The organism is Anaerovibrio lipolyticus DSM 3074, from assembly GCF_900141865.1.
GTDB lineage: Bacteria > Bacillota > Negativicutes > Selenomonadales > Selenomonadaceae > Anaerovibrio > Anaerovibrio lipolyticus.
Window position 1 is genome coordinate 152,856 of record NZ_FQYW01000004.1, and the last position, 25,567, is coordinate 178,422.

Genomic DNA, 25,567 nt, shown 5'->3' on the forward strand with positions numbered 1-25,567 from the left:
CCCCCAAAAAACGGGCTTTTAACCCCATAGAAATAGCTTTAAAAATTCAATTTCTACCAAATTATGTAAAGAATAAATTTCTAAGTAGAAATTCTATCATATAATTATGAAAAATTAAAGCATGTTCTTGAGGAAGGCCTGGGTTCGCTCTTCCTGTGGATGATCAATAACCTGCTGGGCAGGCCCCTGTTCCACAATAACCCCATCAGCCATAAATACCACCTGATTGGCAGCCTCCCTGGCAAAGGCCATTTCATGGGTAACCACCAGCATGGTCATGTGCTCCGCAGCCAGCTCCCGCATGGTTTTCAATACCTCGCCGGTAAGCTCTGGATCCAAGGCAGACGTTGGCTCATCAAAAAGCATAATATCCGGCTTCATGCAAAGAGCTCTGGCAATAGCTACCCGCTGCTGCTGACCACCGGAAAGACGGGAGGGATAATTATCCCTTTTCTCAAAAAGGCCTACCTTGCGCAACAGCTCCTCTGCCTCTGGAATTACATCCTCCTTTTTGCGCTTCTGCACCTGAACCGGGGCCTCCAGCAAATTCTGCATCACAGTCATGTGGGGAAAAAGATTAAACTGCTGAAACACCATACCAGTGCAGGATAAAATATCTCTGGCCTCCTTTTCCGAAACGTATTCTGCCACATTTTCACTATTATTTTGGGCCAAGGCACGCCCCTTAATTTCTATTTTTCCGGAATCGATTATTTCCAAACGATTAATACAACGGAGCAGGGTACTCTTGCCGGAACCGGATGGGCCAATAATTGCCTTGGTCTCACCTTTTTTCAAATCCAGGTCAATGCCCCGCAAAACCTCAAGCTCATCGAATTTTTTATGAATCTGCGTCAAACGCAGCATTACTTGATTATTGGTCATATTTTCCATAATATGCCTCCAGCTTCTTGAAGCCCCATGTAAGTACGGCTGTCATAATTAAGTAAAAAACGGCTGCCACCACAAATGGTGTCATATCAAACTCACGCTGTACGATGGTACGGGCCACTCTCAGCAGGTCATTCATGGCAAGTATATAAATAAGGGAAGTATCCTTTACAAGATTAATAGTCTCATTACTTACCGGTGGCAAAACGTAGCGAATCATCTGAGGTATAATAATGCGGCGCATGGTCTGCTTGTGGGTCATGCCAAGGGTTTTGGCGGCCTCATACTGACCACGGGAAATTGACTGAATGCCCGCACGGAAAATCTCGGCGAAATATGCAGCATAGTTTAATGTAAATGCCAACAGGGCCGCCACCAGATCAGGCAGCATAATACCCACCATTGGCAGGGCAAAATAAACGAAGAGCAGCTGCAGCATCAAAGGCGTGCCACGCATAAGCCAGATGTAAAATTCCATGAAACGGCTTACCAGCTTCAGGGAAGACAGGCGGCCAAAGGCAGCCAGCAGACCCAATGGCAATGAAAAAATCAACGTAATAAAGAATATCTGCAATGTGACCTGGGTGCCTTCCAGCATCAGGACAACTGTATGCAATAAGCTATCCATATAAGTAGTAATCCCCTTCTGTAAACATTTTATCATTTTTCTGCTTTACCATAGCAAAGCACTAAGCCTATATATTTTACATCAAAAAAAGGACTATTGCAAACGATGCAACAGTCCATAAAGTAACTTAGGTGAGGTGCAGTTAGCTTTCGCGACAGTCCCGGTTCTAAAACTTTTTCTTGCATTTATATAGTGTAAAAAATCATAACTCGCTTCGCTCAAACAAATGATTTTTTCCACTAATATTAAAGTACGCAACAAAAAGTTTCTTAACGAACCGTGCCCTAATTGCTCAATCTAACTGCACCTCACCTCATAACTATTTTACTTTTTAAGGGTGATATCCTTTGCGAACCACTTTTCGGAAATCTTTGCTACAGTGCCATCCTTGATCATTTCATCAAATACCTTCTGTACCTTGTCACGGAGAGCCTGATCTTCCTTGCGGAAGGCAAAGCCGAACTGGCTTACATCACCGATTACAGTGTCAATAGCAGTAATCTTTTCAGGGTGCTTGCTGATGTAGTAACGGCCAATAATCTCATCGCCTACAACTGCATCAATACGGCCATTTTCCAGATCCATAAATGCATTAATGAAATCAGGATAATACTTTACTTCCTTCATGGAAGCCTTCAGATCCTTCTTGCTCTCAAAATATTCCTCGGAGGTGCCACCGCTCTGGGTACCGATTACCTTACCGGCAAGATCAGCCTCGGAGGCGATTTTCACACCCTTATCGGAAGCAACAAATACAATCTGGCGATTGTTCATATATGGATCAGAGAACAGCATATTCTCCTTACGCTTTTCGGTAATATCCAGACCATTCCAGAGAACGTCTACGCGGCCGCTCTTCAGCTCAGCCTCCTTGGAGTTCCAGTCGATTGCTTTAAACTCCACCTCACAGCCTAAACGCTTGGAGGCCTCCTTGGCCAAATCAATATCAAAGCCTACGATTTCATTCTTTTCATCCTTAAAGCCCATAGGTGGGAAATTATCATCCAGACCTACCACTATTTTCTGTGCAGCATCCTTCTTCGCTGTATCATTGCCACAGCCAGCCAGAGCTGCCACAGCCAAAACCAGCATCATACAAACAGCCAAAATCTTCTTCATAGAACTATACACTCCTTTTGAATAAGTTATTGCAATTTCAATACGCATATTATACTTTAGTTAGTTAATGTATTGCAAGAGAAAAATGGTAAAATATTAAAATTTACATTTTTCTTATCAGACTTTTGTCCTTTTTCTATATTTTTTCCATATTTTTTTTACTTAATGGTAGGATTTTTACAGTATCATATAGAATGTTACAATGGTAAATAGTGAATTGGAGGGGCTATGTATGAAAGAATTAACAATAGATGAGTTAGAACCGGGGATGGAGCTTGCTCGTACAATACTCAACGACGATATGGTGGTGGTACTGTCAGAAAATACCTTGCTGACAAAGGCCCACATCACCAGACTGGAATTCCTTAATGTTCCTTATGTATATGTTAAAGATGAATATGAACTTAGTCCAAACTACCAGAATGTCATGGCCATGTTTAACCGCAGCAATGCGTTTGCGGCCCAATACCGTGAGGTAGTGCACGAGGTAAATGACATTTTTACATCCACTCTGAAGGATGACAAGGTGCCAGCGGAAAAGACAAAGGAACTGGTAAAGGAAGACCTGATGCCCATGTCCAAGCAAAGCGGTGCCATCGATTACCTTTACGAGCTCAACCATATGGCTGACGACGTATATAACCACTCCATCCGTGTTTCCATTTTGGCAGGTGTAATTGGGAAATGGCTGCTTATGCCATCAAGACAGGTTACTGACCTTATCACTGCCGGTTTCCTCCATGATATTGGTAAGGTTCATTTCCCAGAACGATTGCAGAATCGTCAGGTGGAGACTTTAAAGGGTGAGGATTTCGAAACATATTTACAGCATACCTATGATGGCTACAAGATTCTGGCCACCAGTCCGGAGCTGTCTGAGGGAATAAAGCTGGCTGCCCTGCAGCATCACGAAGCATTGGACGGCAGTGGTATTCCTGATGGTCTTAGTGGTGACAAGATTCATCAGTTCTCCCGTATTATTGCCATTGCAGATCTTTATGATAACATCACAACAGAACGTGAGGGCTTTGTACGTCAGACTCCGTTTGCGGCCATTGCCAAAATTACTGAGCTGATGTACAGCAAGCTGGATCCTGAAATCTGCGTTGTAATCCTCAAGAGAATCAAGGATGCCTTCCTGGGCTCCACTGTAGTTCTCAACAATGGTCTCACCGGTACTATTCTCCGCTATCCTGATGACCTGGCTATTCATCCGCTCATTAAGATTGACCAGGATAATATCATTGACTTGAATGAGCACCGTGGTATTAAGATAGTAGAATACAACGCAAAATAAAGCTTTAATCATGACGTAAAAAAACCTGTTGCAGCAACGCAACAGGTTTTTTGATGTCATTCTCTCCCTCTGGGGAAGGTGTTCCTATTTTATTCATAACGTAATGCTTCAATAGGGTCCAGCTTGGCAGCCTTTCTGGCTGGATAAATTCCAAAGAACAGGCCAATGCCCACAGAGAAGCTGAAGGACACAAGCACTGGCAAAGGTGTAATAACCGTGGTGAAATTGCCAAACTTGCCCACCAGCATGGACAAACCGCAGCCCATGCCAATGCCTATAATACCGCCAATAACACCGATGACTACAGACTCTATCAGAAACTGCATCATGATATTCTGGAAGGTGGCCCCCAGTGCTTTGCGGATACCTATCTCGCGGGTACGCTCCGTAACTGACACCATCATTATATTCATAATGCCGATGCCACCTACCACCAAAGATATACCAGCGATACTTCCCAAAAGTATGGTGAGCATGGTAGTGGTCTGACTCATTGTTTCCATAAGACTGGTCATATTACGAACATTAAAGTCGTCCTCCTTGCCACCGATTATCTTATGACGCTGACGCAGCAGCACCTCAATATCCTCCTGAACCTGATCCATCTTATTGGCATCAGATACCTGAATATTAACAGAGGATACATAATCCATGGCCATAAGGCGTTCCATGGCTGTAGTGAGCGGCACAATAACCACATCATCCTGATCCTGTCCCATGGAGGACTGCCCCTTGCTTTCCAGTACGCCAATAACCTTGAAGGGCTGATTATTAACGCGGATATTCTGCCCCACAGGATTAGTTGTACCAAAAAGGTTTGTGGCTACAGTGCTTCCAATAACGGCCACACGATTTCTCTTATTATTGTCACTCTCACTGACAAAGGAGCCGGTGCTGACCTCCAGGGAACGGATGGACATATACTCAGGAGTCACACCCATTACCGAGGAATTCCAGTTCTGGTTGCCGTAAACAATCTGGTAAGACCGGGATACAGATGGTGATACGAAATCAATATTCTTTATTTTTTCCTTAATGGCCTTAGCATCATCGTATTTCAGATTGGTACGGGAGCCAGCTGCTCCACGGACACCGCCCCTGTTGGTGGAGCCAGGAGATACAATTAGCATATTACTTCCCAGGGAAGAAATGCTGTTTACTACATCGCTTTTTACACCCATACCCACAGAAACCATGGCAATAACGGCACCAACGCCGATGATTATGCCCAGCATTGTGAGAAGGGACCGCATTTTATTGGCCAAAAGGGCAGTAAAGGCCATGGAAAAGCTTTCCTTAAACAACATCCAAAACCACGCCCTTCCCTTCATCTCTGGTAATAACACCATCACGGACCAGCAGCTGACGGCTGGCACAAACCGCTATATCCGGCTCATGGGTTACCAAAATAATGGTACGCCCCTTTTCGTGCATGGACTGGAATATTTCCATTATTTCCTTGGTGGACTTGGTATCAAGGTTGCCTGTTGGCTCATCCGCCATAATAATCTGGGGATCATTTACCAAGGCCCGGGCAATGGCCACACGCTGCCGCTGACCACCTGACAGCTCATTGGGCTGATGGTCTGCCCTGTCTGCCAGCCCCACCTGCTCCAGAAAATACATGGCCCGTTCCTCACGCTCATCAGAGTCGACTCCGGCATAAACCAAGGGCAATGCCACATTCTCCAGAGCAGAAATTCTGGACAAAAGATTAAAGTTCTGAAAAACAAAGCCGATTTTCTGATTTCTGGTTCTGGCCAGCATATCATCGCTAAGGTGAGCCACCTCCTGGCCATCCAGCTTGTAGGAACCCACGCTTGGGCGATCAAGACATCCTAAAATATTCATAAGGGTGGACTTACCAGAGCCAGACGGCCCCATAAGAGCGGCAAATTCTCCCTCTTTAATATCCAGATCTATGCCATTGAGAGCCGCCACCTCCTGATCCCCCACCTTGTACAGCTTTTTTATCCCCCTAAGGCTAATAGTAATTTTTTCGATATTACTCATTAGTTATCAACCTCCGCTCTTAAATTGGAGGTCCGCCTGGGCCGCCGCCTCTGGAGTTTTTGGAAGTGGTTGCAGTGCTGCTCTTGGCCTTGTAGGTAATGGCTACAGTATCACCATCGGAGAGGCCATCCTCAATTTCCACATATTCATCGCTATATATTCCGGTGGATACATAGCGCTTTTCAGTAGTGCCATCCGGCAGACTAAGTTGAACATAGGAGCCCTTGGTATCCGTCTTCAGGGCAGAGATTGGAACCACCAGGGCATTCTCCTTCTCAGAGGTAACAATGTCCACGCGAGCTGTCATAGCCGGCAGCAACAGATTATCAGGATCATCCACATCCAGCACCACATAATAGTAAATAACACTGGCTGTGGAAGATGTGGAAGCTGAGCTGTTGCTGGAATTGGTGTTCCAGCTATTGGTAACGTCTGTCTGGGAAATCTTGGAAACCTTTGCTGTAAAGGTCTTTCCCGTATAGGTATCAACGGTAAAGGTGGCGTTCTGCCCCACCTTCACGCTGCCAATATCGGTTTCATCCACCTTGGCCAGAATCTGCTTTGTACTCATATTCGCAATGGTCATAATAACGGTAGGATTGCTATTGCCCTGTACCGCCATGGTTCCGGCACTCTTAGGCTCACCCACCACAATGCCATCCATAGGAGCCACAATAACAGTCTCGCTTAAATCAGACTGGGTTTTCTCCAGATTACTGGCAGCTGTATCATAGGTGAGCTGGGCGTCCTCCATCTCCTCCTGGGACTTGGCACCAATAGAATTAAGGTAGGACACACGATTGTACTTGGACTTGGCATTAATCAGCTTATATTCTGCCTGATCATTGGAGGCCTCATAGTCCTTGCCATCCAAAATAGCCACAGTCTGCCCTGCTGTTACATGGTCATTTTCCTTTACCAGCACCGACTTTATACGGGCTGTAATCTTGGAGCTAACCTCTACGGAATCCACTGGGCGAATTGTTCCCGTGGCAGACACAGTGGATTTTATCTTCATACGCTGAACCTGGGCCATTTCAGTGGAGGCAGCGTTTTTTTCTGCATTGGAGCTGCTGAAATACATGTACCCGCCAAATATTACCACCAAAATTGCGATTAGGATGACAGCTATAGTGAAAGTTTTTTCTTTCTCATATCTTTGCCTCTTTTCTCACTTCAGAATAGCCCATCACTTTTCTGATGGCGCATTGGAAACTGTGGAGGTGGAAGGATGAACATCCAGCCCCATATCGCTTTCCACCGCTGCCCTATGTCTTGCATAGTCGTACTGGGCACTTAAGAAATTATGCTGGGCCGTTTCCAGAGCATTCTGGGCATCAATAATATCCAGCATGATACCCTCGCCAGCCTTGTATTTCTCATTGGCAATAAAGTAATCCTCCTGGGCCTCTCTCACGGCTTCCTTGGTGGATTCAAAGCGCTTTTCTGCTTCGCGCATACTGTTATAATCTGTGCGGACATTCATATCCACAGTGCTTTTATCCTTATTAAGGGTCAGCTTTGCCGTCTCCAGCTCCACCTTGGCGGCATTCACCTTTCCCTTGGTAACACCGCTGTCCCAAATGTTCCAGTTTACACCAATGGTTCCCGAAACGCTGTGATTCTCACGGCTTGGCGTCACCTGCTTATTCCAGCCGGTGCTTACACTAAGATCCACCGTTGGCATATATCCAGCCAAGGCATTTTTCAGTGCCAGCTCCTTTTGCTTCACCTGATAGGTATCCACTATTAAATCCTTGCGATTTTCCAAAGCATAGGAGACGCAGGTATTAACATCATCATTGAAGGGTTCGTATACGAAATCATCCGTAAGCTCCACCGGCTCATTCTGATCCATATACAGAAGATTTTTCAAAATACTTTTACTGTTCTCATAAGCATTTTGCCCCTTAATCAGGCTCTGACGGGCATTAGCCAGCTCCACCTGAGAACGGAGCACATCAATTTTGGCCTTGCTGCCGGCGTTGTACAGCTGCTCCACATTAGTCAGATGCAGCTGATACTTGTCAACGGCATCCTGATAAACTGCCGTCTGCTTCTTGGCCTGTAATACGTCATAGTAGGCCTTGATAACTGACAGCTTGGTGGTTTCCCACTTGCGCTGGGTCTGTAGCTTGGCAATATCCACTCCTATTTCCGCACTTTCAATATTTCGGCCAGTTATGTTTCCGTTAAACAATGGCATTGAAGCAGAAATAGTTGTGGCGTTATTATTGTCCCACCCCATGTCATTCTTTTCGGACTTACCGAAATTAGTGCCAGCCTTTACAGAGATGCTGTTACTTCCCCGGGCCTGGCTCAGCTTGGCCTGGGCAGTATCTTCAGCCAATCTGGTTATATTCACGTCAGGATTATTAACCAGAGCCGTCTGTATAGCTTCCTCCAATGACAGCGATGCACACTGACCAGCCGTGGGCCCTGTCAAAAAGCCACTGGCAGCCAGCAATATGGCTCCTATTAAAAATCTCTTTCTCATAACAAACATCCTTTCAAAGGTCCTGCCCTTCAGCAGGAGGAAATCATCTAAATGCACATAGCTGTGCCTTAATTTCTTGTAACATTGTATGACCTGAATATAAACATTCTATAAACTAATCATTAAAATACCATTAGTTTGGTAGGGTTACTGGATTTTTCCCTTCATTACCTCTATTGCTTTCAAAAGCTGAACGTCCTCAACAGGATTTTCCGGCATGGCTATTTCCACATCGGGCTGAATTCCGATGCCGTCAATGCTGGTACCTGATGGAGTATAATACTTGGCCACAGTAAGCTTTATACCATCTCCACGGAACAACGGCAAAATAGTCTGTACAGAGCCCTTGCCGTAGGATTTCATCCCCACCAGTGTAGCCGCCCCTCTGTCCTTTAATGCTCCCGCCAAAATCTCAGAAGCGCTGGCACTATTGCCGTCTATAAGTACCACAATAGGCATGCTTGCACCTGTCAGACTGGAAGTAAACACCTGCTTATCACCGGACTTGTCAATGAGAGACACCACTTCTCCCTCCGGCACCACCATATTGGCGATTTCCATACAAGAAGTAACCAGTCCACCTGGATTTGCCCTCAAATCGATGATAAGCCCCTTGGCATTCTGTGACCTTTCCTTTTCCAGGGCATCCTTAAATTCCCTTCCAGTGTTTTCGCTGAAGGAAGCAATGCGAATATATCCAATGTCAGTATCCGGAATCATATCTCCCGCTGCTGTGGTCATGGCAATAACGGAGCGGGTAAGAGTATAGTCCTTGTCCGCTTCCCCCTGGCGACGAATGGTGATTACCACCTGAGTTCCCTCAACGCCACGAATTTTTCCCACCACTTCCTCTGGCTGAAGCTCGGAAACTGGAGTCCCCTCTACGGCGATTACTTCATCACCGGCCTGAAGCCCGGCATCCTGGCCAGGAGTATTTTCCATTACTGACATAATCTTGCAGTGGCCCGGCTCAGCAAAGCTCATAACCACACCGATGCCACCAAAGGTACCATTGTTTATATTATTAAGCTGGCGAAATTTATCCTCATCAAGATAAATGGAATACTTATCTCCCAAGGATTTCATCATGCCATCGATGGAGCCATTAATAAGTGCTGTCTGATCCACCTCACCGTCAAAGTGATTTTCCACAAAGCGCACCGTGGCAATAAAGCGGATCATATCTCCTGCCTTCGACAAATTTCCACCCATAAGATAAAGGGCGGCACAGCCTGTCACTACCAAAGTAACCAGTACGGTGCTGATTACAAGAAGAATATTTTTCTTAGTCTGACTCATGAACATTCTCCAATCATTTCCAAAATAACCCCAAATCAAATTAGAGCCCTTTCACCTGCCACTACGGGCAGGCAAAAGAGCACGTGTTTAAGCAACTTACAAATAACTATATGGACTTACCGGCTCACCGTTTTCACGAACCTCGAAATGGCAATGAGGACCGGTGGAATTACCAGTAGAACCGCACATGGCAATAGTCTGTCCCTGGGATACGGACTCACCCTCACCCACCAAAAGCGACTCATTATGGCCATACAGGGTAGTGATTCCGCCACCATGGTCAATAATGACAGTGTAGCCATAACCACTAATCCAGCCTGCATGAATAACAGTTCCGCTGGCCGCTGCAACAATAGGCAGACCGTAATCACCGCCAATATCAAGGCCACTGTGATAACGCTGGGTGCCAAAAATAGGATGGGTACGCCAACCAAACTCAGAGGTGATAGGACCATTCAGTGGCCATATCATGGCACCAGAACCGCCGGCCACATAGCTGCCGCCAACCATCTGACTGCGCTGAATCATGCGGGTAATCTCCTGGGATGCCGCCATAATTTCCTCATAGGCCTGCTGGGAAACATCTCTGTCATACTCCGCCTTATCCAAAAGCACCTGCTGGGCCTGCTTCTTATCAAGCATATTTTTCTGCTTGATTTCTGCATCAGCCACCAGAAGCTCCACATCCGCCTTATCCTTTTCCAGCTTGGCCTTGGTGTTCATAACAATCTCGCGATCAGCCTTCACCTTCATAATAAGGTCGTAATCATGCTTGATAATTCGCTTCAGAATGTCCATACGGGTAAGGAAATCCGAGAAATCCTTGGCCCCGAAAAGCACATCCACATAGCTGATCTGACCATTAATGTAAATATCCCTTACACGCTTGGCCAGCTTCTTGTTCTTTACCTGCAGCTCCTTCTCTGTTTTATTGAGGAGCTCGGTATTCTCGTATATATCAGACTGAACCTTATCCAATCTGCCCTTTACATCATTGTACTCGGAAGTGGCAGCATCCACCTCTTCCTGCAAAACCCGCAGCTTTTCGGACAAATTCTCCACCCGGGCCTGGGCCTCGTTGGTAATCTCCTGCTGCTGGGCCGCCTTTTCCTGCAGATCCTGAAGCTGTTCCTCAAGGTCATCAGCCAAAGCAGTTCCTGCCACAGAAAGGGACATGAGAGCCGCCATTATAAGACTAGCCGTCTTGTGCTTGGTAGTAAAAAAACTCATAACAGCACCTCAGACCTTCAGGAAACGCTTAATGGAAACTGTACTGCCAATGGCACCCATAATCATGCCGCCAATAACCACAATCATTGTAACATAATTGAGGAAAGGCTCCTCCGGAATCAGTGGGAAGAAGGCCAAGGTGTCATAAATCTTGGCAGTAATACCGGAATAGGTGAGTCGCAGGACAACGGAAGCAATCAGACTTCCCAAAAAGCCCATCACTATACCCTCCAGCACAAATGGCCAGCGAATAAACCAGTCAGTGGCACCAACGTATTTCATAATGGCAATCTCCTTGCGGCGGGCAAACACCGTAAGGCGAATGGTATTGGAAATAATAAAGAGAGTGGCCAAGGCCAGCACCATCATCAAGGCAAAGCCGAAAATACGAATCAGTCGGGTAATATCAAAGAGATGCTCCATAACATCCTGACCGTACTTGGCACTGTCCACGCCCTCGAACTTTTCGATGTTTTCAGCGGCGGTTTTAACCATTTCCGGCTGTAGCACCATAACCTCAAAGGAATCCGGCAAAGGATTGGTTTCGTCCAAAGCATCCAGCAGAGTCTTTTGGTCCCCCAAACGCTCCTTGAATTTCTCCATGGCCTCTTCCTTTGGCACGAAGGTAACCTTTTCTACCCCCTGCATTTTCTTCAAATCCACCTCCAGATCACGGGCATCATCACGGGAAAAATCATCCTCCAGATAAACCTTGATCTGCACCTGGGATTCCATGGCATCCACCATTTTGTTCATATTCATAACCAGCATAAGAAACATACCGAAAATGAACAGTGATACCGCAACTGTACCGATGGAAGCGACTGACATCCAGTTGTTACGCCTTAAGGAGTGAATAACCTCCCGAATAAAATACTCCACAGTATTAATGCTCATAGCCGTAACCTCCTCGTGCCTCATCACGGACTATTTCTCCATGCTCAATGGCAATAACCCGCTTCTGCATGGCATCCACAATGGTTTTGTCATGGGTTGCCATTACGATGGTGGTGCCGGAGGCGTTAATGTTTTTGAAAATATCCATAATCCCCCATGAAGTCTCCGGGTCAAGATTACCTGTAGGCTCGTCAGCAATAACGATGGCAGGATTGTTTACAATAGCACGGGCAATGGCCACACGCTGCTGCTCACCACCAGAGAGCTGATTTGGGAAGCATTTGTACTTATCACGAAGTCCTACAATATCCAGCACATTATTAACATTGCGCTGCATCATGCGCCGTGGTGCTTCGATAACCTGCATGGCAAAGGCAATGTTTTCATACACTGTCTTGTCCGGCAGCAGACGGTAATCCTGGAATATAACCCCCAGGGAACGGCGCAAATAAGGCACATCCTTATTGGACATATGGATAATATCACGGCCGTTTACAGTGAGAATGCCAGAGGATGGCAACACTTCACGGAACAGCATCTTAATAAAGGTGGATTTGCCGGCGCCACTAGGGCCCACCAAAAACACAAACTCACCCTTCTTAATATCAACATTGATATGATTGAGGGCAATGGCACCGTTGTCATATACCTTCATAACATCATTCATATGAATCATCGAGAAACCTCCATTTCTACACTGTCTTTTATTCTATCACAAAAGCGGGCAAGCTAAAAGAAATATGTTATGGCTCATTCCCTCACATTTCACAATTTCATTCCCTTATATTTCATAATTTCATTCCCTCATTTTTCATGTACAAAAAATACCCTTAGTACACAACTGAGTGTACCAAGGGCATCTTACATCAATATTTATTCCAATATCCTGCCATCACGGGAGATGGTTATCACCTGCCAAGGGAGGAATTTGCCGCTGTTTTTCAGGGCTGTTTCTGCGGCTCTTTGGAGGCCACCGCAGCATGGCACCTCCATACGGAGAATAGTTACGCTCTTTATATCATTCTTACTGATGATTTCCGTCAGCTTCTCACTGTAATCTCCCTCATCCAGCTTTGGACAGCCAATCAGGGTTATTTTCCCTTTCATGAAATCCTCATGGACATTGGCATAGGCGTAGGCGGTACAATCCGCTGCAATCAGCAGCTTGGCCCCGTCATAAAATGGTGCCTGAGTTGGGAGCAGCTTTATCTGACATGGCCACTGATTAAGCTGGGACACTGAACGGGCAGAAGTCATTGGCTGATTATCCGCCTGTGACTCCGTCACCTCTGACTTTTTAAGCTGCATGGCCCTGGAGCCTGGGCATCCCATGCCCATTGGTGGCATCATGGTCGCAGAAGCCGCCTTCTTGGCACTTTGGGCCGCCTTTACCGCTGCCTCATCATAGGCAGGAGCTTCCCGCTTCTCAAAAGTAATAGCCCCTGTAGGACAGCCCGGCAAGCAGTCACCAAGCCCGTCACAAAAATGCTCCCGCATCAGCTTGGCCTTACCGTCTACAATATCTATGGCTCCCTCGTGACAAGCCTGGGCACACAGGCCACAGCCGTTACATTTTTCCTCATCAATATGAATAATCTGTCTAAGCATATTTATTGCCTCCTATTGTTCACACACCTTAACTTCATGGCATGATTATATAGGAATCATCCTAAATATTATGTTGTAAAAACAACATTTTAGAATTTTTTCACAGCGTATCAGGAAAAATATGCCAGTTTTTAATCATTTTATCCCATTAGCAGTTCCCCAGTCATTTATCTTCTCATAAAGTGGCACAGAAACACCATATTCCTTGCCCAGATTCACCACTCTGGTTACCAGACCGCTGAATTCTGACTGACGGCCCCGCTGAATATCCCGTTGCATGGACATGGTGGAATCTGGCTTTAAATTGTCCATCATCTTCAGCCCCACTTCCACCAAATCCTGCTCAAATTCCACTTCCATGGCCTTGCCAAGAGCCACTACTTCCTTTATAAGACCAGTGAAGGTATCCCGTTCCTCCCCTGGATGCTGGAATTTTTCACAGGTTACATCAAAATAGGACCCTGCTGCGGCCGCCGGGGAGACAAAGGCAAATTTCTGCAGGGCATCACGAATAATATTATCGCTGAAATGGGCTTTGATTTCTGCATCACGCAAAATCTGCTCCAGCTGCCCTGCCTTGTCTATAAGCTTTTTCTTCTGCTTTGGCCGATAGCCAAAAATAACCCGCAAAATTTTATTGGACTGGTATATTACGCCTGGAGCCTCAATTTCGCTCATAACATAAATACAGCCATCAAGACAGGTATTGTCCGGTAGCTGTTCCTGCATTACACCGCCAGTGCCAAAGACATTCAGAATCGGTACTATCAAAGTATCCTTTCCCGCCTTTTCACGGACAAATGCTACAGCGTCATCAAGGTTGTAATATTTCACGCAGACAAAGAGCACATCCGGTGTATCCATATACTCAGCTGCCGTAACGGCTCTTATATTGTCAACCGTAACAGTGCCACGATGATTGGTATGAAGCACCAGTCCTTTTTCCTGTATAGCCTCCAAATGCTTCCCACGGGCTATCAAGGTCACATCATTGCCAACCATGGCCAAATAGGCCGCCAATGTTCCGCCGGTTCCCCCGGCACCAAATATGCAAAATTTCATGTGAGGCCCTCCATCTCTCTACTTTCTTTCATTGTACATATCCCTGGTCAACTTCAATGTTTACCATACTAATATTTTATCTATTTTGCAGTATTTACACAATTTTTGGATAATATATTATCCAAGATTAATGACAATATGAACGTTAGAAAAGCAGTAAGCCAGCCCACACAACTATTGATAATTAACTACCTGCCGAATGGCTGACTTCATTCCATAGCGCAAAGCCCAAAATCATCACTCCGCCTATCCCTTGGGTAATGGTCAGACTCTCATGGAAAACGAAGTATGAGATTAACACAGCCACTAACGGATCAATATATCCCAAGATGGCCACTTCTTGCCCTGTGAGCTTCCCCAGGGATTCAAAATAGGCATAGTGCATGATAACCGTATGAACAAGACAGATTACTGCCAAGCTTAACCAACCGACACCATTTAAATCCAACAGATGAAAACCATCGACTGATGCGGTGTAAGGAAGCATTACCAGAGCTGCAATGCCAAACTGATAAAAGGACCGTTCCATACTGCCTACGCTTTTGATGTACTTATTGAGAATAATAAAGGTAGCATAAAAGACCGCTCCTAACAAACCATAGATTATACCAAGGGTATCATCACTTCCCAAGGATGAATCAAAAACATTCACGATAAGGGCCAAGCCCAGGGTGGACATTACAAAGCAAAAAATTTGCTGCTTGGTTAATTTCTCCTTGAAAAGGAAAGGTGATATGATAGTTACCAAAACCGGTGCAAAATAGTAGCTGATGGTGGCCAGCGCTATTGATGTATTGCGAAAGGCCTCAAACATAAATACCCAGTTTATGGCCAATGCTATACCAGATAGCAGCATCAATACCCCTTCGCCCTTCATTTTCTTCAAGGACAGCTTTTTCCTTTGAACCATAAACATAGCACCAATAATAACCACTGCACAAGCTGAGCGATACAGGGATAATTCCGCTGAAGTAATAGCCTCAGTATAACGGCTGAAAAAGCCCAAGGTACCAAAGATTGCCATGGAGAAAAGCATTTGCCAACGGGCAGCTTCCGTGGTCAGTTTGCCCATGGATGGTAAAGCTAACGATAACATATATATCAACCTCCCTAAAATATATTTTACAGAATGTAAGATTTAATGTAATGAGTATAAATAACCCGCCATGAAAAGTCAAGGATTATTTACAATATATTTTACATATAGTAAAATATATTGTATCAAGGGAGTGATTACAAGTGACTATAAATGAAATTATTGCTATAAATATGAGCAGGCTAAGGGAAGATAAAAATTTGAGTTTCGGACAATTGGCAGAACGGTCTGGAGTCAGCAAGGTCATGCTGTCCCAGATAGAAAAGGGGGAAGGCAATCCAACCATCAACACGATCTGGAAGGTGGCCAACGGATTGGGGGTAGACTATTCCCAGCTAATTGTACAGCCAGAGGCCAAGGTACAGGTAATACGCGGAGATGAGCTTCCTCCCCAGGAGGATGACGGTGGCGTTTTCCAGGCTCTTTGCTATTTTCCAGCCACCTCATCAAGGCGCTTTGACGTCTTTGTGGTAAAAATTGCCCCGGGAGGCGAGCATTTTTCCGATGGTCACTCCCCTAAAACCCAGGAATACGTATTGGCACAACAGGGCCCTTTAGAAGCCATATTAGATAATGAGACCTACTATCTGAAGCCAGGGGATGCTATATGCTTTGATTGCACCAAGCCCCATAAATTTAGAAACTCTAGTCAGGAGCCCATAGAATTTCTGGATATAATATATTATCAATAACATATTTTCCCCAAAGAAGGATAAAATAATATTACCTTTGACCTTCCATATATCGCTAAGACACGTAAGGCTGGATACCGATGATACGCACCATCGGCTCCAGCCTTTTTCACTACAATATATAATATGACTTTTACAAATCCTGTGCCGCCAGGCCCAGTTTTTTCTTCCAATAACCGGAATATACCACCGCCATTGGATTGTTCCCCAGCACCCGATCCTTAACCACCAAGGTAGTAACCGGACCATCACAGGCCTTGGAAAAGAGAGCATCATGTCCCACACATAGCCCAGCAGACACAAAAAGCTCCACACCATGCTCATTAAGGTACTTGGCCTGAGCCTTTGGATTACACATTGGCTCTACTGCACTCTTTGGATTTACCTTCTTTAACTTCAGCACATCCTTGGGAATACTGCAATTCTTACAGCAAACGGAAACTACTTCAAAGCCCTGATCAGTAAAAAACTTGGCAAATAGCTTTGCTTCATTCCGAATACCCATGCAAAACCCGATGCCAATGGTCTTATAGCCCATTTTTCTGGCAAACTCAGCAGTTTCCTGCAAACGGGTATATTTCATATAAAAGGTGCCTTCCACATAGGCGGCCGCCTTCATTATACGTCTTTCCTCTTTATCATATAGGGCCAATACCTCGCTCTGCTCCACAGGAACACAGCTTTTCCCCTTCATAAAACACATATGATTAGCATTGCAATTAGCGCAATCCCCCAACATTGTTCACACACTCCCTTCTATATCGTTCATCCTTAGCATAGCTTCAGTTCATATACCACTGGCTTGACCATTTTGCAGCAGGAATGCTGTAAGCAACCATGGCCCACCAGCTGGACACCCGCCTGATGACGGGCAAAGCACAGGGCCTCACCATAGCACATTTCCTTAGGCACAACGAAAGGACGACATTGACAAAAGCCAGCCCGTTGAAAGGCGGCTGAGGTGGCACTACATACATGAACTGTCACCTCTGGTACAGCAACCATAATCCGCTGCAGGGCCTCACGAATAATATCACCACACAGCGTTGTATAAACTTTTGGAGATACCATATTACAGGAAATCAGCGGATCGGCATAGGAAATCACATCCGCCCCCGCCTCAGCCACATAGGCAGCCTCCAGCACAATATTATCTATAAGTTGCTCGCACAGCCTTCTAAGAAGCTCTGGTTGAGCCCGCATCCCTTTGTAAATTTCCTTGGATGGTACCAATAAACTCAGCAGGGTAAAGGGTCCTTCAATATTAAAGCTGACCCGTTCTCCCTTGTGCTTCAGCAGGCGTATTGCCTGTAAATTCTCCTGCATAAGGCCATAGTCAAAGGAAAAGGTCGGTATTTTCACCTCAATCAGCTTCTCATAGGGCAAGGCTCCTGGCATCGGTTGTTGTGACTTATCTGAGATGAAATTCCACTTAGCTCCCAGCTGTTCGGCCTCAGCCATGGTTGCAAAGGGTAGCTTACACAGCATATCCCCTTCCAGCTGACAGATAGTATGGGCCATGGCAGCCATGGCCTCACTGTGGCAATATACATCACTGACCTCCACACCAGCCCGCTGACACAATTCAGTGGCAATATGCCGCTCCGGTTCACCACCGCATTTAAAATGTTCCATGAAGCCCTTCGCCATATTGCCACCACCTTTCCCAGTTTACTCTAAAACGATTTAAATATAGTATTCCACTTCCTGCTTACGCACCAGCTGGAAGGCCTGCATGATTTTATCCTCATACAGATGGAAATCCTCACTGGTACGATCCCGCACCAAGCCCTTATTAATATCCAAAATTGAATGAACCGTTCCAGGGTGGGCGTTCATTACCACCACCCGATCCCCCAGATAGATTGCTTCACTGATGTCATGGGTTACAAATACCACACTCAGCTTGTTTTTACTGTAAATATCCAGCAGCAGCTCCTGCAGCTCCATGCGGGTAAAGTTGTCCAAGGCCCCAAAGGGCTCATCCATGAATAATATTTCCGGCTCCAAGGCCAAGCTCCTGGCAATAGCTGTCCGCTGCCGCATACCACCGGACAATTCATGGATATATGAATTCTCATATTTTTCCAAATGCATTAGCTTCAAGTATTCCTTAGCCTTCTCTACCCGGGTTTTCTTATCATACATATCTTGAACATCCATGCCATAAACCACATTTTCCAATACGGTTTTCCAAGGAAACAGAGCATAGTCCTGAAATACAAAGGCGCACTTGGGCTGAGGCTCCTTCACCAGCTTGTCATCCAGATATACACCACCAGATTCAGCAATGTCCAGGCCGGCCATAATTCTAAGAAGGGTACTTTTACCACATCCAGATGGGCCCAAAAGGCAAACAAACTCTCTAGCCCCTACCTCCAGATTAAGATCTGACAGTACCAGCTGGGGCTGTCCATCCTTGGAGAAGGACTTACTAACATGTTTCACTTCCAGCATAATTGTCCCTCCCTTAATCCGCCGAATACTTGGCCTGCCACCGCAGCAGATGACGCTGTATCCTGTCAAAAACAGCCATTACAGCAGTTACCACCAGACCAATAAACAGAATACCCACAATAACCTTGCCATAATCGCCAAAATCTGAATAATACTTTACATACCAGCCTATACCTGAGGTGGCTCCAATCATTTCAGCCGATGCCAGCAGGATAAAGGAGAAAATCAATCCCACACTGCATCCAGTCAGTACCTGGGGCATAATAGCCGGCAGGATAATCTCAAAGAGCAAGCGCCGTTCCTTGATGCGGAGCATTCGGGCCGAATCAATCAAGGTTTTATCTATCTGCACCGTAGCATTTAGCGTACTCACGAATATTGGCCAAAAGGCCCCCACAAAAATTACCAAAACAGAAGCCAACTGAAAGGTTGGTAAAATAGCAATGGCGTAGGGTATATACACAATTGGTGGCACTGCACTCATAATCTTTGAAATGGGATGAACAGCATTAAACAATCTGCGTCGCCAGCCCACAAATAAGCCTAAAGGGATGGCCGTGGCCAGTGCCAGGGCATAGGCCGCTGACAATAATACCAGGGAGCTGCCCAAACCACGGAATATGGTTGGCAGGTCACCGATAAACAGCTCCAGTACCTGCTGAGGAGATGGGAACAAGAAGGCATCCAATACCTCCAGCTGCACTGTCAGCACTTCCCACACCACCAGAATCCCCAGAAAAATAGCTGTAACATCCACCACCTGTTGAGTCTTGGCCGACTTAGTAAAATTGAATTTATAAATCATTTTTCTCAAAATCTGCTTTAAGCTGCTTGTAAATGCTATCCTGCGGCTCAGCTTCAAGAAGCTTGTCCAGGGCCTTCTGATAGAGCTGGATATTGATGTGCTCTGCAATGTCAAAGTCCTTTTCAATATAACCCACTTCCTTCATGTACTTATAAAAGTCAATTACGGCATTACGATTTGGATCTGGATTGGATTCCACATATTTACCATAGGTCTCCTCATACAGTGTGTCCTTATCAATATTCACATATTTGGATAATATCTCTATGGATTCATCCTTATTCGTCTTGTAGAATCGATACGCCTTAATCATGGCCCGGAGAAACGCCTCATATTTTTCTGGATGCTTCTGGATATTGGCGGTAGAGGCAATTTGACGGCAGCATGGATGATTTTCAAAGCCAGGCACCTCCGGACTGTACTTAACAATCTTTAAGCCCTGCTGTTCTGCCATTTTACGGAATGGAGTCCATACAACAGAAGCATCTGCTGCACCATTCTTCACTGCCTCCATAGCCGCAGAAGCTGATTCCATTTCCTTAAAGGTTACATCCTCGCCAATTTTTAGGCCCTGCTTAATAGCTGCCTCACGGAATACAATATCACCGGTGGCCAAACGAATAGTGGCCACAGTCTTTCCCTTAAGATTCTTTAAATCAGCTAATTCAGCAGCCTTCTCCGGCTTTGCCACCAGAGCATGGCCCATGGACATCTGCCCGGCAAAAATCGTTATTGGGCTTCCCTTGGACATATACACCATTGGTGCCGAGCTGCCAAAGGCTCCCACATCCAGCTTACCATTGGCCACAGCGGTAATGCCCTCACCGGAATTATTAAATAATACCAACTCTGAATTTAACCCTTCTTCAGCAAAATATCCCTTCTCCTGGGCAATAAAATATAAAATATGTCCAGTGGAAGCCAGATAACCAATCTTAAAATCCGTCTTTTTATCTGTTCCTGCGGACTTTTCAGAACCACCGCAGGCTGTTGTAATCATAGCAATTACAATTAATAATGCTGCTAATATCTTCTTCATACCCTATCATCCCTCTTTCATGCCACAATGGAGGTGGCATCCTTAATCGCAAACGGATTGCCGATACGACGTACCGTATTTAACATTTCGTGAATATTTTCAAATGGGGTTTCCGTTGGCAGGCTACACCCAGAGGCTACAATAAAACCCTTTGGTGAATCGTAAACCTTGCGGACAACTTCCACCGTGGCTTTACGCACATCATCCACCGTGCCCTCCAGCATGGTTTCCGATGGCCGTACATTGCCCATAAGCATTACCCTGTCCCCTACCAGCTCCTTGGCCTTTAGGATATCCGCATCATTGTCAATACTCAGGCAGTCCGCCCCGGCCTTTACCATATCCTCCCAAATACCATCAGTTTTCCCGCAAATGTGCAGGGTTACCTTCTTACCCTTATTGTGAATATGGTCAATTAGCTTTTTCAAATATGGCAAGGAGAATTTACGGAACAATCTTGGGCTTATAACTGTGCTTGATGACATGGCGTCTGTAAGACTTGGGGTAACTCCCGCATCAATTACTGCATCCACATAACGAAGATTACTCTCCAATGACACCTGACATAGCTTATGAACAGCTTCCGGATTCTTCAAGGTTAAACGCACCAGATTTTCTGCTCCCACCAAAAAAGATGAGTTGGTAAATGGTCCGGTGACTGCACCACCCACTGGGACTTCCTTGCCTACTGCATCCACCACTATCCTCATGGCCTTTAAATGCTCAGGCAAATTGCCGTCCTTATAGGGATCCGCTGGACGCAGCTTATCGATCTCATCCAAATTGGACAATCGTGGATCCAGCTTTATTACCGGTTGACCGAGATATGCTGTTTCATCCTCGGGGTATATTACCTCGGACCCCATAGCCTCAGCTTGAGTATATAGGTCGGTAAACACCCGAATATTGTCATAATGAAACAATTTATAGGCCGCAATATGGGCCTTGGCTATCAGCTCTCCATTGCCTCGGAAATCCGATACCTTTACCCCGATTACCCGGGCAGCGGTATTTCCTACAACTGGTACACATGGCAGCCGATCTATGTCTTCGCCCTTGGCGTAGGCTGTCATACGCTCAATGGCCGTCATCTCATCCTTCCATTCCGTCATGAAATTCATCTGCCTTTCTTGCTCAACATTTTCATTGCTTCGTCACATGATGAAACCTTGCTTTGGCGTGGGGAATGGCAATAGCTTCCATAAAATGCTCCTGAAAATCAGGCTCCGCCGCCGTCTCCACAAATTCCACCTTTCTGGCAATTTCATCCGCCTCATGGCGTTTATCGATATTTAATAAGGCAATACGGGCACCATCGCCTGCAGCGTTGCCCACAGCATGAATATTATCAAGATCGCAATCCGGGAACATGCCCATTACCAAAGCACTGCGCTTATTTATATAGCTGCCGAAGGCCCCAGCCAGAATTACCTCATCCACATGGTCAATTCCATATTTATTCAATAAGTACTCAGCCCCCACATAGATAGCGCCCTTGGCCAGCTGAATGGCCCGAATATCGGCCTGGGTAACTACTATGTCCTGTCCTATCCCTGTTTCCTTGGCATAGGCCAGCACATATTCCCATTTGCCATTTTCATCCCTTCTAATGCGGGGAGTGTCCAATTTATTATTAATGCGGCCACTCTTTCCCACAATTCCCGCCTCATAAAGGGCGGCAAATACATCGATTATCCCTGAACCACAGATGCCTAAGGCTCCAGTAACCTCCAGCTCCGGATACCAGGTATCATTGCCGATAACCTTGTAGGATGGTTCCAGGGTTTCCTTGGCAATCTTCACTCCTTCAATGGCACCAGGAGCAGCCCGCATACCAAATTTTATCTGAGCCCCTTCCAATGCTGGGCCAGTGGCACAGGAGGTACACAGCAGTCTGTCCCGGTTTCCCAGGTCAATCTCCCCGTTGGTACCAATATCGATAATCAGCTTTATCTTATCGCTGTTATATGGTTCCTCGGCTATGACCACCGCCATATTATCTGCCCCTACAAAGCCAGCCTCAATAGGTAATGAATGTACCCAGCCAGCGGGATTTATATTTATGCCCAAATCCCTGGCCTTTATGTCTAAGGCATGGGCTGCCACTGGCGCAAAGGGGGAGCGCCCCACATAACCAGGGTACAGCTTTAGGGCCAAATGATGCATTACAGTATTGTAGACCAGCACCATTTCATCCACATCCTCCGGGGTACCACCGATACCAGCCGTCAGCTCCGTGGCCAGCTCATTGACATCATTTATGATAATGTCATGCAAGGTCTGAAGCCCATCGGGGTTACTGGTGGCATAGGATACTCTCGATAAAATATCCTCACCATAACCAATCTGGGAATTCATACGGGAGGCCTTTTGCAGCAGCTCCCCCGTATCTAAATCACAGAGATAGGCCGCCAATGTGGTGGTACCAATATCAATGGCAATCCCCAGCTTACGGCTGTAATCACCACCCCGCACCCTAACTATTTCCTGCTTGTCCTCCCGCAAGGTTACGGTAACCTCCCAGTTGTTTTCCCTAAGCACCTGGGACAGCTTGCATAAAACCGTATAATCAAGTGTTATATCTCCTAATCCCGTCGACTCATATAAAGCCCGTAGAAGTCGTTGCTGATCATCCATAGGGTCCTCCAAGGTTGGTGGCGTAAGTCTTAAAAAATAGGATTTTACTGCCGGCTTTATGGCAATTTGTCTGGAACTGCCTGCCTCCAGAACCACCTGCTTGGCACTTTGGCTCTTCTTGGGAACGCTGACCACCAAATCACCCTTTATGTGGACACAGCAAGCTAAACGCACGCCCTTATGAATTTCTTCCGCAGTCAGAATTTTCTCTTCCACCGTACTTAGGGGAGAAATATGCTCCTTGGCTGAGCTCAGACCCAATTTATCGAAGGTTCCAAATTCCGGAATAATCTTACATTTTCCACAGACCATAGCCCCACCACAGGCCGCTTCAATACCAACCCCCAGGCTTTGGGCAGCTTGTAAAATAGTTGCTCCTTCCTCTACTTCACCGCGCCGACCAGAGGGCTGAAATACAATCTGATATTTGCTCATTTATACGCCCCCTTACACGGCTTTGGCGGCACCAGTAAAGGTTTGGATATTGCTTAGTGGCGTTGAGGTGCTCAACCCACAGGCTGGTGCCAATATATTAATCTCATCCTGAATAAGCTGCTCAGTACCGCGCTGTATATTTGGTTCTTCCCCAAATTCCAACAGAAAGGTACTGAGATTTCCCATAGTCGTAAGCTGAGGGTACGCTTCCTTCAGCTTTTTAAGACTTACCAAAGCATCCACACTTATTGCATCTGCATGGAGATTGGCTATATGATGCGTCACAGCCTGCATGCGACCACATATATGAACGATTACTGGTACCCCCATTTCATGAATGGCATCCACCAGCTTATTTATATAAACCACTGCATAATCGCCGAACATCCTTGGACCTAATATTTCACCGGTGGCTGTTGGGTCAGCAATGGAAATTACGCTGGCGCCATTATCCACCATGTATCGGGCATAGCCAATCAGCTGATTGGTTACATAATCCACAAATCTGTGGGATTCATCCTTGACCTTACGCAGCTCCTTCAGGAAATTCATTGGATCCACCACCGAAGCGGCGGTACTCAATGGACCAGTTATGCTGCCTATAACCGGTATGTCAGGAGAGTGGCCGGCAGCATTATATATTGCCTGAAAAACTGTACCCGCTCTAGGGCTCTTCACTAGGGCATCATCAGCCTTATAAATTACATCCTTTAACGAAGGAAATATTTCCTTGGCAATCTTTGGTTCACATTTTAGGGTACCAAAGTCGATATCACTGCCCAGCGCTTCAGCCTCCACGGTCATGCAAAAGGGAATACCCACATTTTCAAAGCCCGTATCCGCCTGCACATCCAAGGCCAAGTCTGCCATCATCTTAGAATCACGATGTCCATCGGGTAATACATTTCCATGATTTTTCATTACATCAACAATAGCTGAATTCATCATGCCCCCGGGACAAATCACTGGAGCCCTGTCAACTGCTTCGCCCTTCAGAGAACGTAGCAACCGCTCCTTGGGAGATAACACATCCATATTCTCACGCTCCTAACGCCAAATCGGTATTACTCAGCAGCTTTTCCGCCACTTTTACGGCATCAGCAGCATTCCTGGCATATCCGTCAGCACCAATCTTTTTGGCAAAGGCTGGAGAAATTGGGCCGCCACCCACAATAACCTTAAATTTATCACGAATTCCCTTATCAGCGAGGATATCTACCACTTCCTTCATCCCCGGCATGGTAGTAGTCATAAGAGTGGCAATACCAATAATATCTGCTCCGTATTCCTCTGCTTTACTTACAAATTCAGCTGGAGGAATATCCCGGCCCAGATCCAGCACCTCAAAGCCACCAGTTTCCATCATCAGCCGAACCAGATTTTTGCCGATATCATGGGTATCGCCCTCAACCACACCAATGACAACCTTGCCCTTCTTGGACACGTTTTCACTCTTTAAATGGGGCTTTAATACATCAATCCCCACATTCATAGCGTCAGAACACATCAACAGCTCTGGAACAAAATATTCTTCTTCATCAAATAACTGACCGGCCCGTTCCATTCCCTTGGCCAGCCCCAAGTCTATAGTTTCATAGGCATCAATACCAGCGGTAAGGGATTGTTGAGCCAACTCCTCCACAGTATCCTCTTCCATTTCCACTACAGCATCGGCTATTTGTCTTAATAATTCTTCCTTTTCCATAGCTGTCTACCTCCTGCTCACAATTCATCATATTACATCTATAACATACTTGTTTGGTATGTTTATGGTTATGTTGAAATAGATATTACAACATACCATAATGGTATGTCAATAGAAAATTTTATTAATTTTTGATATAGCACAAAAAAACACTGGAAAA

General features: G+C 45.8%; 25 protein-coding genes. 2 read left to right on the forward strand and 23 right to left on the reverse strand.

The window, feature by feature from the left end:
* Window positions 1-114: 114 nt before the first annotated feature.
* From B6K08_RS01890 to B6K08_RS01900, 3 genes are all read right to left on the reverse strand, one after another.
* Window positions 115-894: an amino acid ABC transporter ATP-binding protein gene (locus B6K08_RS01890; protein ID WP_039206298.1), complete on the reverse strand. Its 780-nt coding sequence runs from the start codon at window positions 892-894 to the stop codon at window positions 115-117.
* A complete protein-coding gene (locus tag B6K08_RS01895; protein WP_027397363.1) occupies window positions 875-1,519 on the reverse strand; it encodes an amino acid ABC transporter permease in 645 nt (214 codons plus the stop codon). Before B6K08_RS01895 ends, B6K08_RS01890 begins: the two co-directional genes overlap by 20 nt.
* A 324-nt stretch (window positions 1,520-1,843) precedes the next feature.
* Complete coding sequence (locus B6K08_RS01900; RefSeq protein ID WP_052211849.1) at window positions 1,844-2,638, reverse strand: amino acid ABC transporter substrate-binding protein; 795 nt, start codon at window positions 2,636-2,638, stop codon at window positions 1,844-1,846.
* A 232-nt stretch (window positions 2,639-2,870) separates the two neighbouring features.
* Between B6K08_RS01900 and B6K08_RS01905 the strand changes: the two genes are divergently transcribed.
* Window positions 2,871-3,935, forward strand: coding sequence for an HD-GYP domain-containing protein (locus B6K08_RS01905; protein WP_027397365.1), 1,065 nt, complete (start codon window positions 2,871-2,873; stop codon window positions 3,933-3,935).
* 89 nt (window positions 3,936-4,024) lie between these two features.
* Here the strand turns inward: B6K08_RS01905 and B6K08_RS01910 are convergent, their stop codons facing one another.
* The 11 genes from B6K08_RS01910 to B6K08_RS01960 all read right to left on the reverse strand — a co-directional run bounded on the left by B6K08_RS01910 (window position 4,025) and on the right by B6K08_RS01960 (window position 15,637).
* Window positions 4,025-5,242 carry an ABC transporter permease gene (locus B6K08_RS01910; RefSeq protein ID WP_039206301.1) on the reverse strand — a complete coding sequence of 406 codons (1,218 nt, stop codon included), beginning with the start codon at window positions 5,240-5,242 and terminating at the stop codon, window positions 4,025-4,027.
* On the reverse strand, window positions 5,232-5,948 hold the full coding sequence (locus tag B6K08_RS01915) for an ABC transporter ATP-binding protein (protein WP_039206303.1): 717 nt from the start codon (window positions 5,946-5,948) through the stop codon (window positions 5,232-5,234). Before B6K08_RS01915 ends, B6K08_RS01910 begins: the two co-directional genes overlap by 11 nt.
* A 19-nt stretch (window positions 5,949-5,967) precedes the next feature.
* A complete protein-coding gene (locus B6K08_RS01920; protein WP_407639831.1) occupies window positions 5,968-7,056 on the reverse strand; it encodes an efflux RND transporter periplasmic adaptor subunit in 1,089 nt (362 codons plus the stop codon).
* An 81-nt stretch (window positions 7,057-7,137) separates the two neighbouring features.
* Window positions 7,138-8,445: a TolC family protein gene (locus B6K08_RS01925; protein WP_234985146.1), complete on the reverse strand. Its 1,308-nt coding sequence runs from the start codon at window positions 8,443-8,445 to the stop codon at window positions 7,138-7,140.
* A 147-nt stretch (window positions 8,446-8,592) separates the two neighbouring features.
* The gene (locus tag B6K08_RS01930; RefSeq protein WP_143254804.1) at window positions 8,593-9,744 is read right to left on the reverse strand and encodes a S41 family peptidase; all 1,152 of its coding nucleotides are present in this window, start codon (window positions 9,742-9,744) and stop codon (window positions 8,593-8,595) included.
* Between the two features lie 96 nt (window positions 9,745-9,840).
* Window positions 9,841-10,974 (reverse strand): murein hydrolase activator EnvC family protein, encoded by a 1,134-nt coding sequence (locus tag B6K08_RS01935; protein WP_039206305.1) that lies wholly within the window; start codon window positions 10,972-10,974, stop codon window positions 9,841-9,843.
* A gap of 9 nt (window positions 10,975-10,983) precedes the next feature.
* Complete coding sequence (gene ftsX, locus B6K08_RS01940; protein ID WP_039206306.1) at window positions 10,984-11,871, reverse strand: permease-like cell division protein FtsX; 888 nt, start codon at window positions 11,869-11,871, stop codon at window positions 10,984-10,986.
* Window positions 11,861-12,547 (reverse strand): cell division ATP-binding protein FtsE, encoded by a 687-nt coding sequence (ftsE, locus tag B6K08_RS01945; protein ID WP_027397372.1) that lies wholly within the window; start codon window positions 12,545-12,547, stop codon window positions 11,861-11,863. Before ftsE ends, ftsX begins: the two co-directional genes overlap by 11 nt.
* Before the next feature lie 197 nt (window positions 12,548-12,744).
* On the reverse strand, window positions 12,745-13,479 hold the full coding sequence (locus B6K08_RS01950; protein ID WP_039206307.1) for an ATP-binding protein: 735 nt from the start codon (window positions 13,477-13,479) through the stop codon (window positions 12,745-12,747).
* 135 nt (window positions 13,480-13,614) lie between these two features.
* Entirely contained in the window at window positions 13,615-14,541 is a 927-nt protein-coding gene (locus B6K08_RS01955; protein ID WP_039206308.1) for a ketopantoate reductase family protein, read from the reverse strand.
* 184 nt (window positions 14,542-14,725) lie between these two features.
* Window positions 14,726-15,637: a DMT family transporter gene (locus tag B6K08_RS01960; RefSeq protein WP_200810370.1), complete on the reverse strand. Its 912-nt coding sequence runs from the start codon at window positions 15,635-15,637 to the stop codon at window positions 14,726-14,728.
* A 173-nt stretch (window positions 15,638-15,810) separates the two neighbouring features.
* Here B6K08_RS01960 and B6K08_RS01965 point away from each other — a divergent pair, with 173 nt between their 5' ends.
* Window positions 15,811-16,329 (forward strand): helix-turn-helix domain-containing protein, encoded by a 519-nt coding sequence (locus B6K08_RS01965; protein WP_268761925.1) that lies wholly within the window; start codon window positions 15,811-15,813, stop codon window positions 16,327-16,329.
* A 133-nt stretch (window positions 16,330-16,462) separates the two neighbouring features.
* On the opposite strand, the gene B6K08_RS01970 is transcribed toward B6K08_RS01965, so the two are convergent.
* The 9 genes from B6K08_RS01970 to B6K08_RS02010 all read right to left on the reverse strand — a co-directional run bounded on the left by B6K08_RS01970 (window position 16,463) and on the right by B6K08_RS02010 (window position 25,407).
* Window positions 16,463-17,032: a DUF1847 domain-containing protein gene (locus tag B6K08_RS01970; RefSeq protein ID WP_234985148.1), complete on the reverse strand. Its 570-nt coding sequence runs from the start codon at window positions 17,030-17,032 to the stop codon at window positions 16,463-16,465.
* 68 nt (window positions 17,033-17,100) lie between these two features.
* On the reverse strand, window positions 17,101-17,979 hold the full coding sequence (locus tag B6K08_RS01975) for a uroporphyrinogen decarboxylase family protein (protein ID WP_039208173.1): 879 nt from the start codon (window positions 17,977-17,979) through the stop codon (window positions 17,101-17,103).
* A gap of 36 nt (window positions 17,980-18,015) precedes the next feature.
* On the reverse strand, window positions 18,016-18,786 hold the full coding sequence (locus tag B6K08_RS01980) for an ABC transporter ATP-binding protein (protein ID WP_200810372.1): 771 nt from the start codon (window positions 18,784-18,786) through the stop codon (window positions 18,016-18,018).
* A gap of 13 nt (window positions 18,787-18,799) precedes the next feature.
* The gene (locus B6K08_RS01985; RefSeq protein WP_052212099.1) at window positions 18,800-19,591 is read right to left on the reverse strand and encodes an ABC transporter permease; all 792 of its coding nucleotides are present in this window, start codon (window positions 19,589-19,591) and stop codon (window positions 18,800-18,802) included.
* Entirely contained in the window at window positions 19,581-20,630 is a 1,050-nt protein-coding gene (locus B6K08_RS01990; protein WP_039208171.1) for an ABC transporter substrate-binding protein, read from the reverse strand. Before B6K08_RS01990 ends, B6K08_RS01985 begins: the two co-directional genes overlap by 11 nt.
* A gap of 17 nt (window positions 20,631-20,647) precedes the next feature.
* Window positions 20,648-21,742, reverse strand: coding sequence for a uroporphyrinogen decarboxylase family protein (locus tag B6K08_RS01995; RefSeq protein ID WP_234985150.1), 1,095 nt, complete (start codon window positions 21,740-21,742; stop codon window positions 20,648-20,650).
* 31 nt (window positions 21,743-21,773) lie between these two features.
* Window positions 21,774-23,702, reverse strand: coding sequence for an ASKHA domain-containing protein (locus tag B6K08_RS02000; RefSeq protein ID WP_039210125.1), 1,929 nt, complete (start codon window positions 23,700-23,702; stop codon window positions 21,774-21,776).
* 12 nt (window positions 23,703-23,714) lie between these two features.
* Window positions 23,715-24,737 (reverse strand): uroporphyrinogen decarboxylase family protein, encoded by a 1,023-nt coding sequence (locus B6K08_RS02005; RefSeq protein WP_080325225.1) that lies wholly within the window; start codon window positions 24,735-24,737, stop codon window positions 23,715-23,717.
* Between the two features lie 4 nt (window positions 24,738-24,741).
* Complete coding sequence (locus B6K08_RS02010) at window positions 24,742-25,407, reverse strand: corrinoid protein (RefSeq protein ID WP_039205959.1); 666 nt, start codon at window positions 25,405-25,407, stop codon at window positions 24,742-24,744.
* Window positions 25,408-25,567 lie beyond the last annotated feature (160 nt).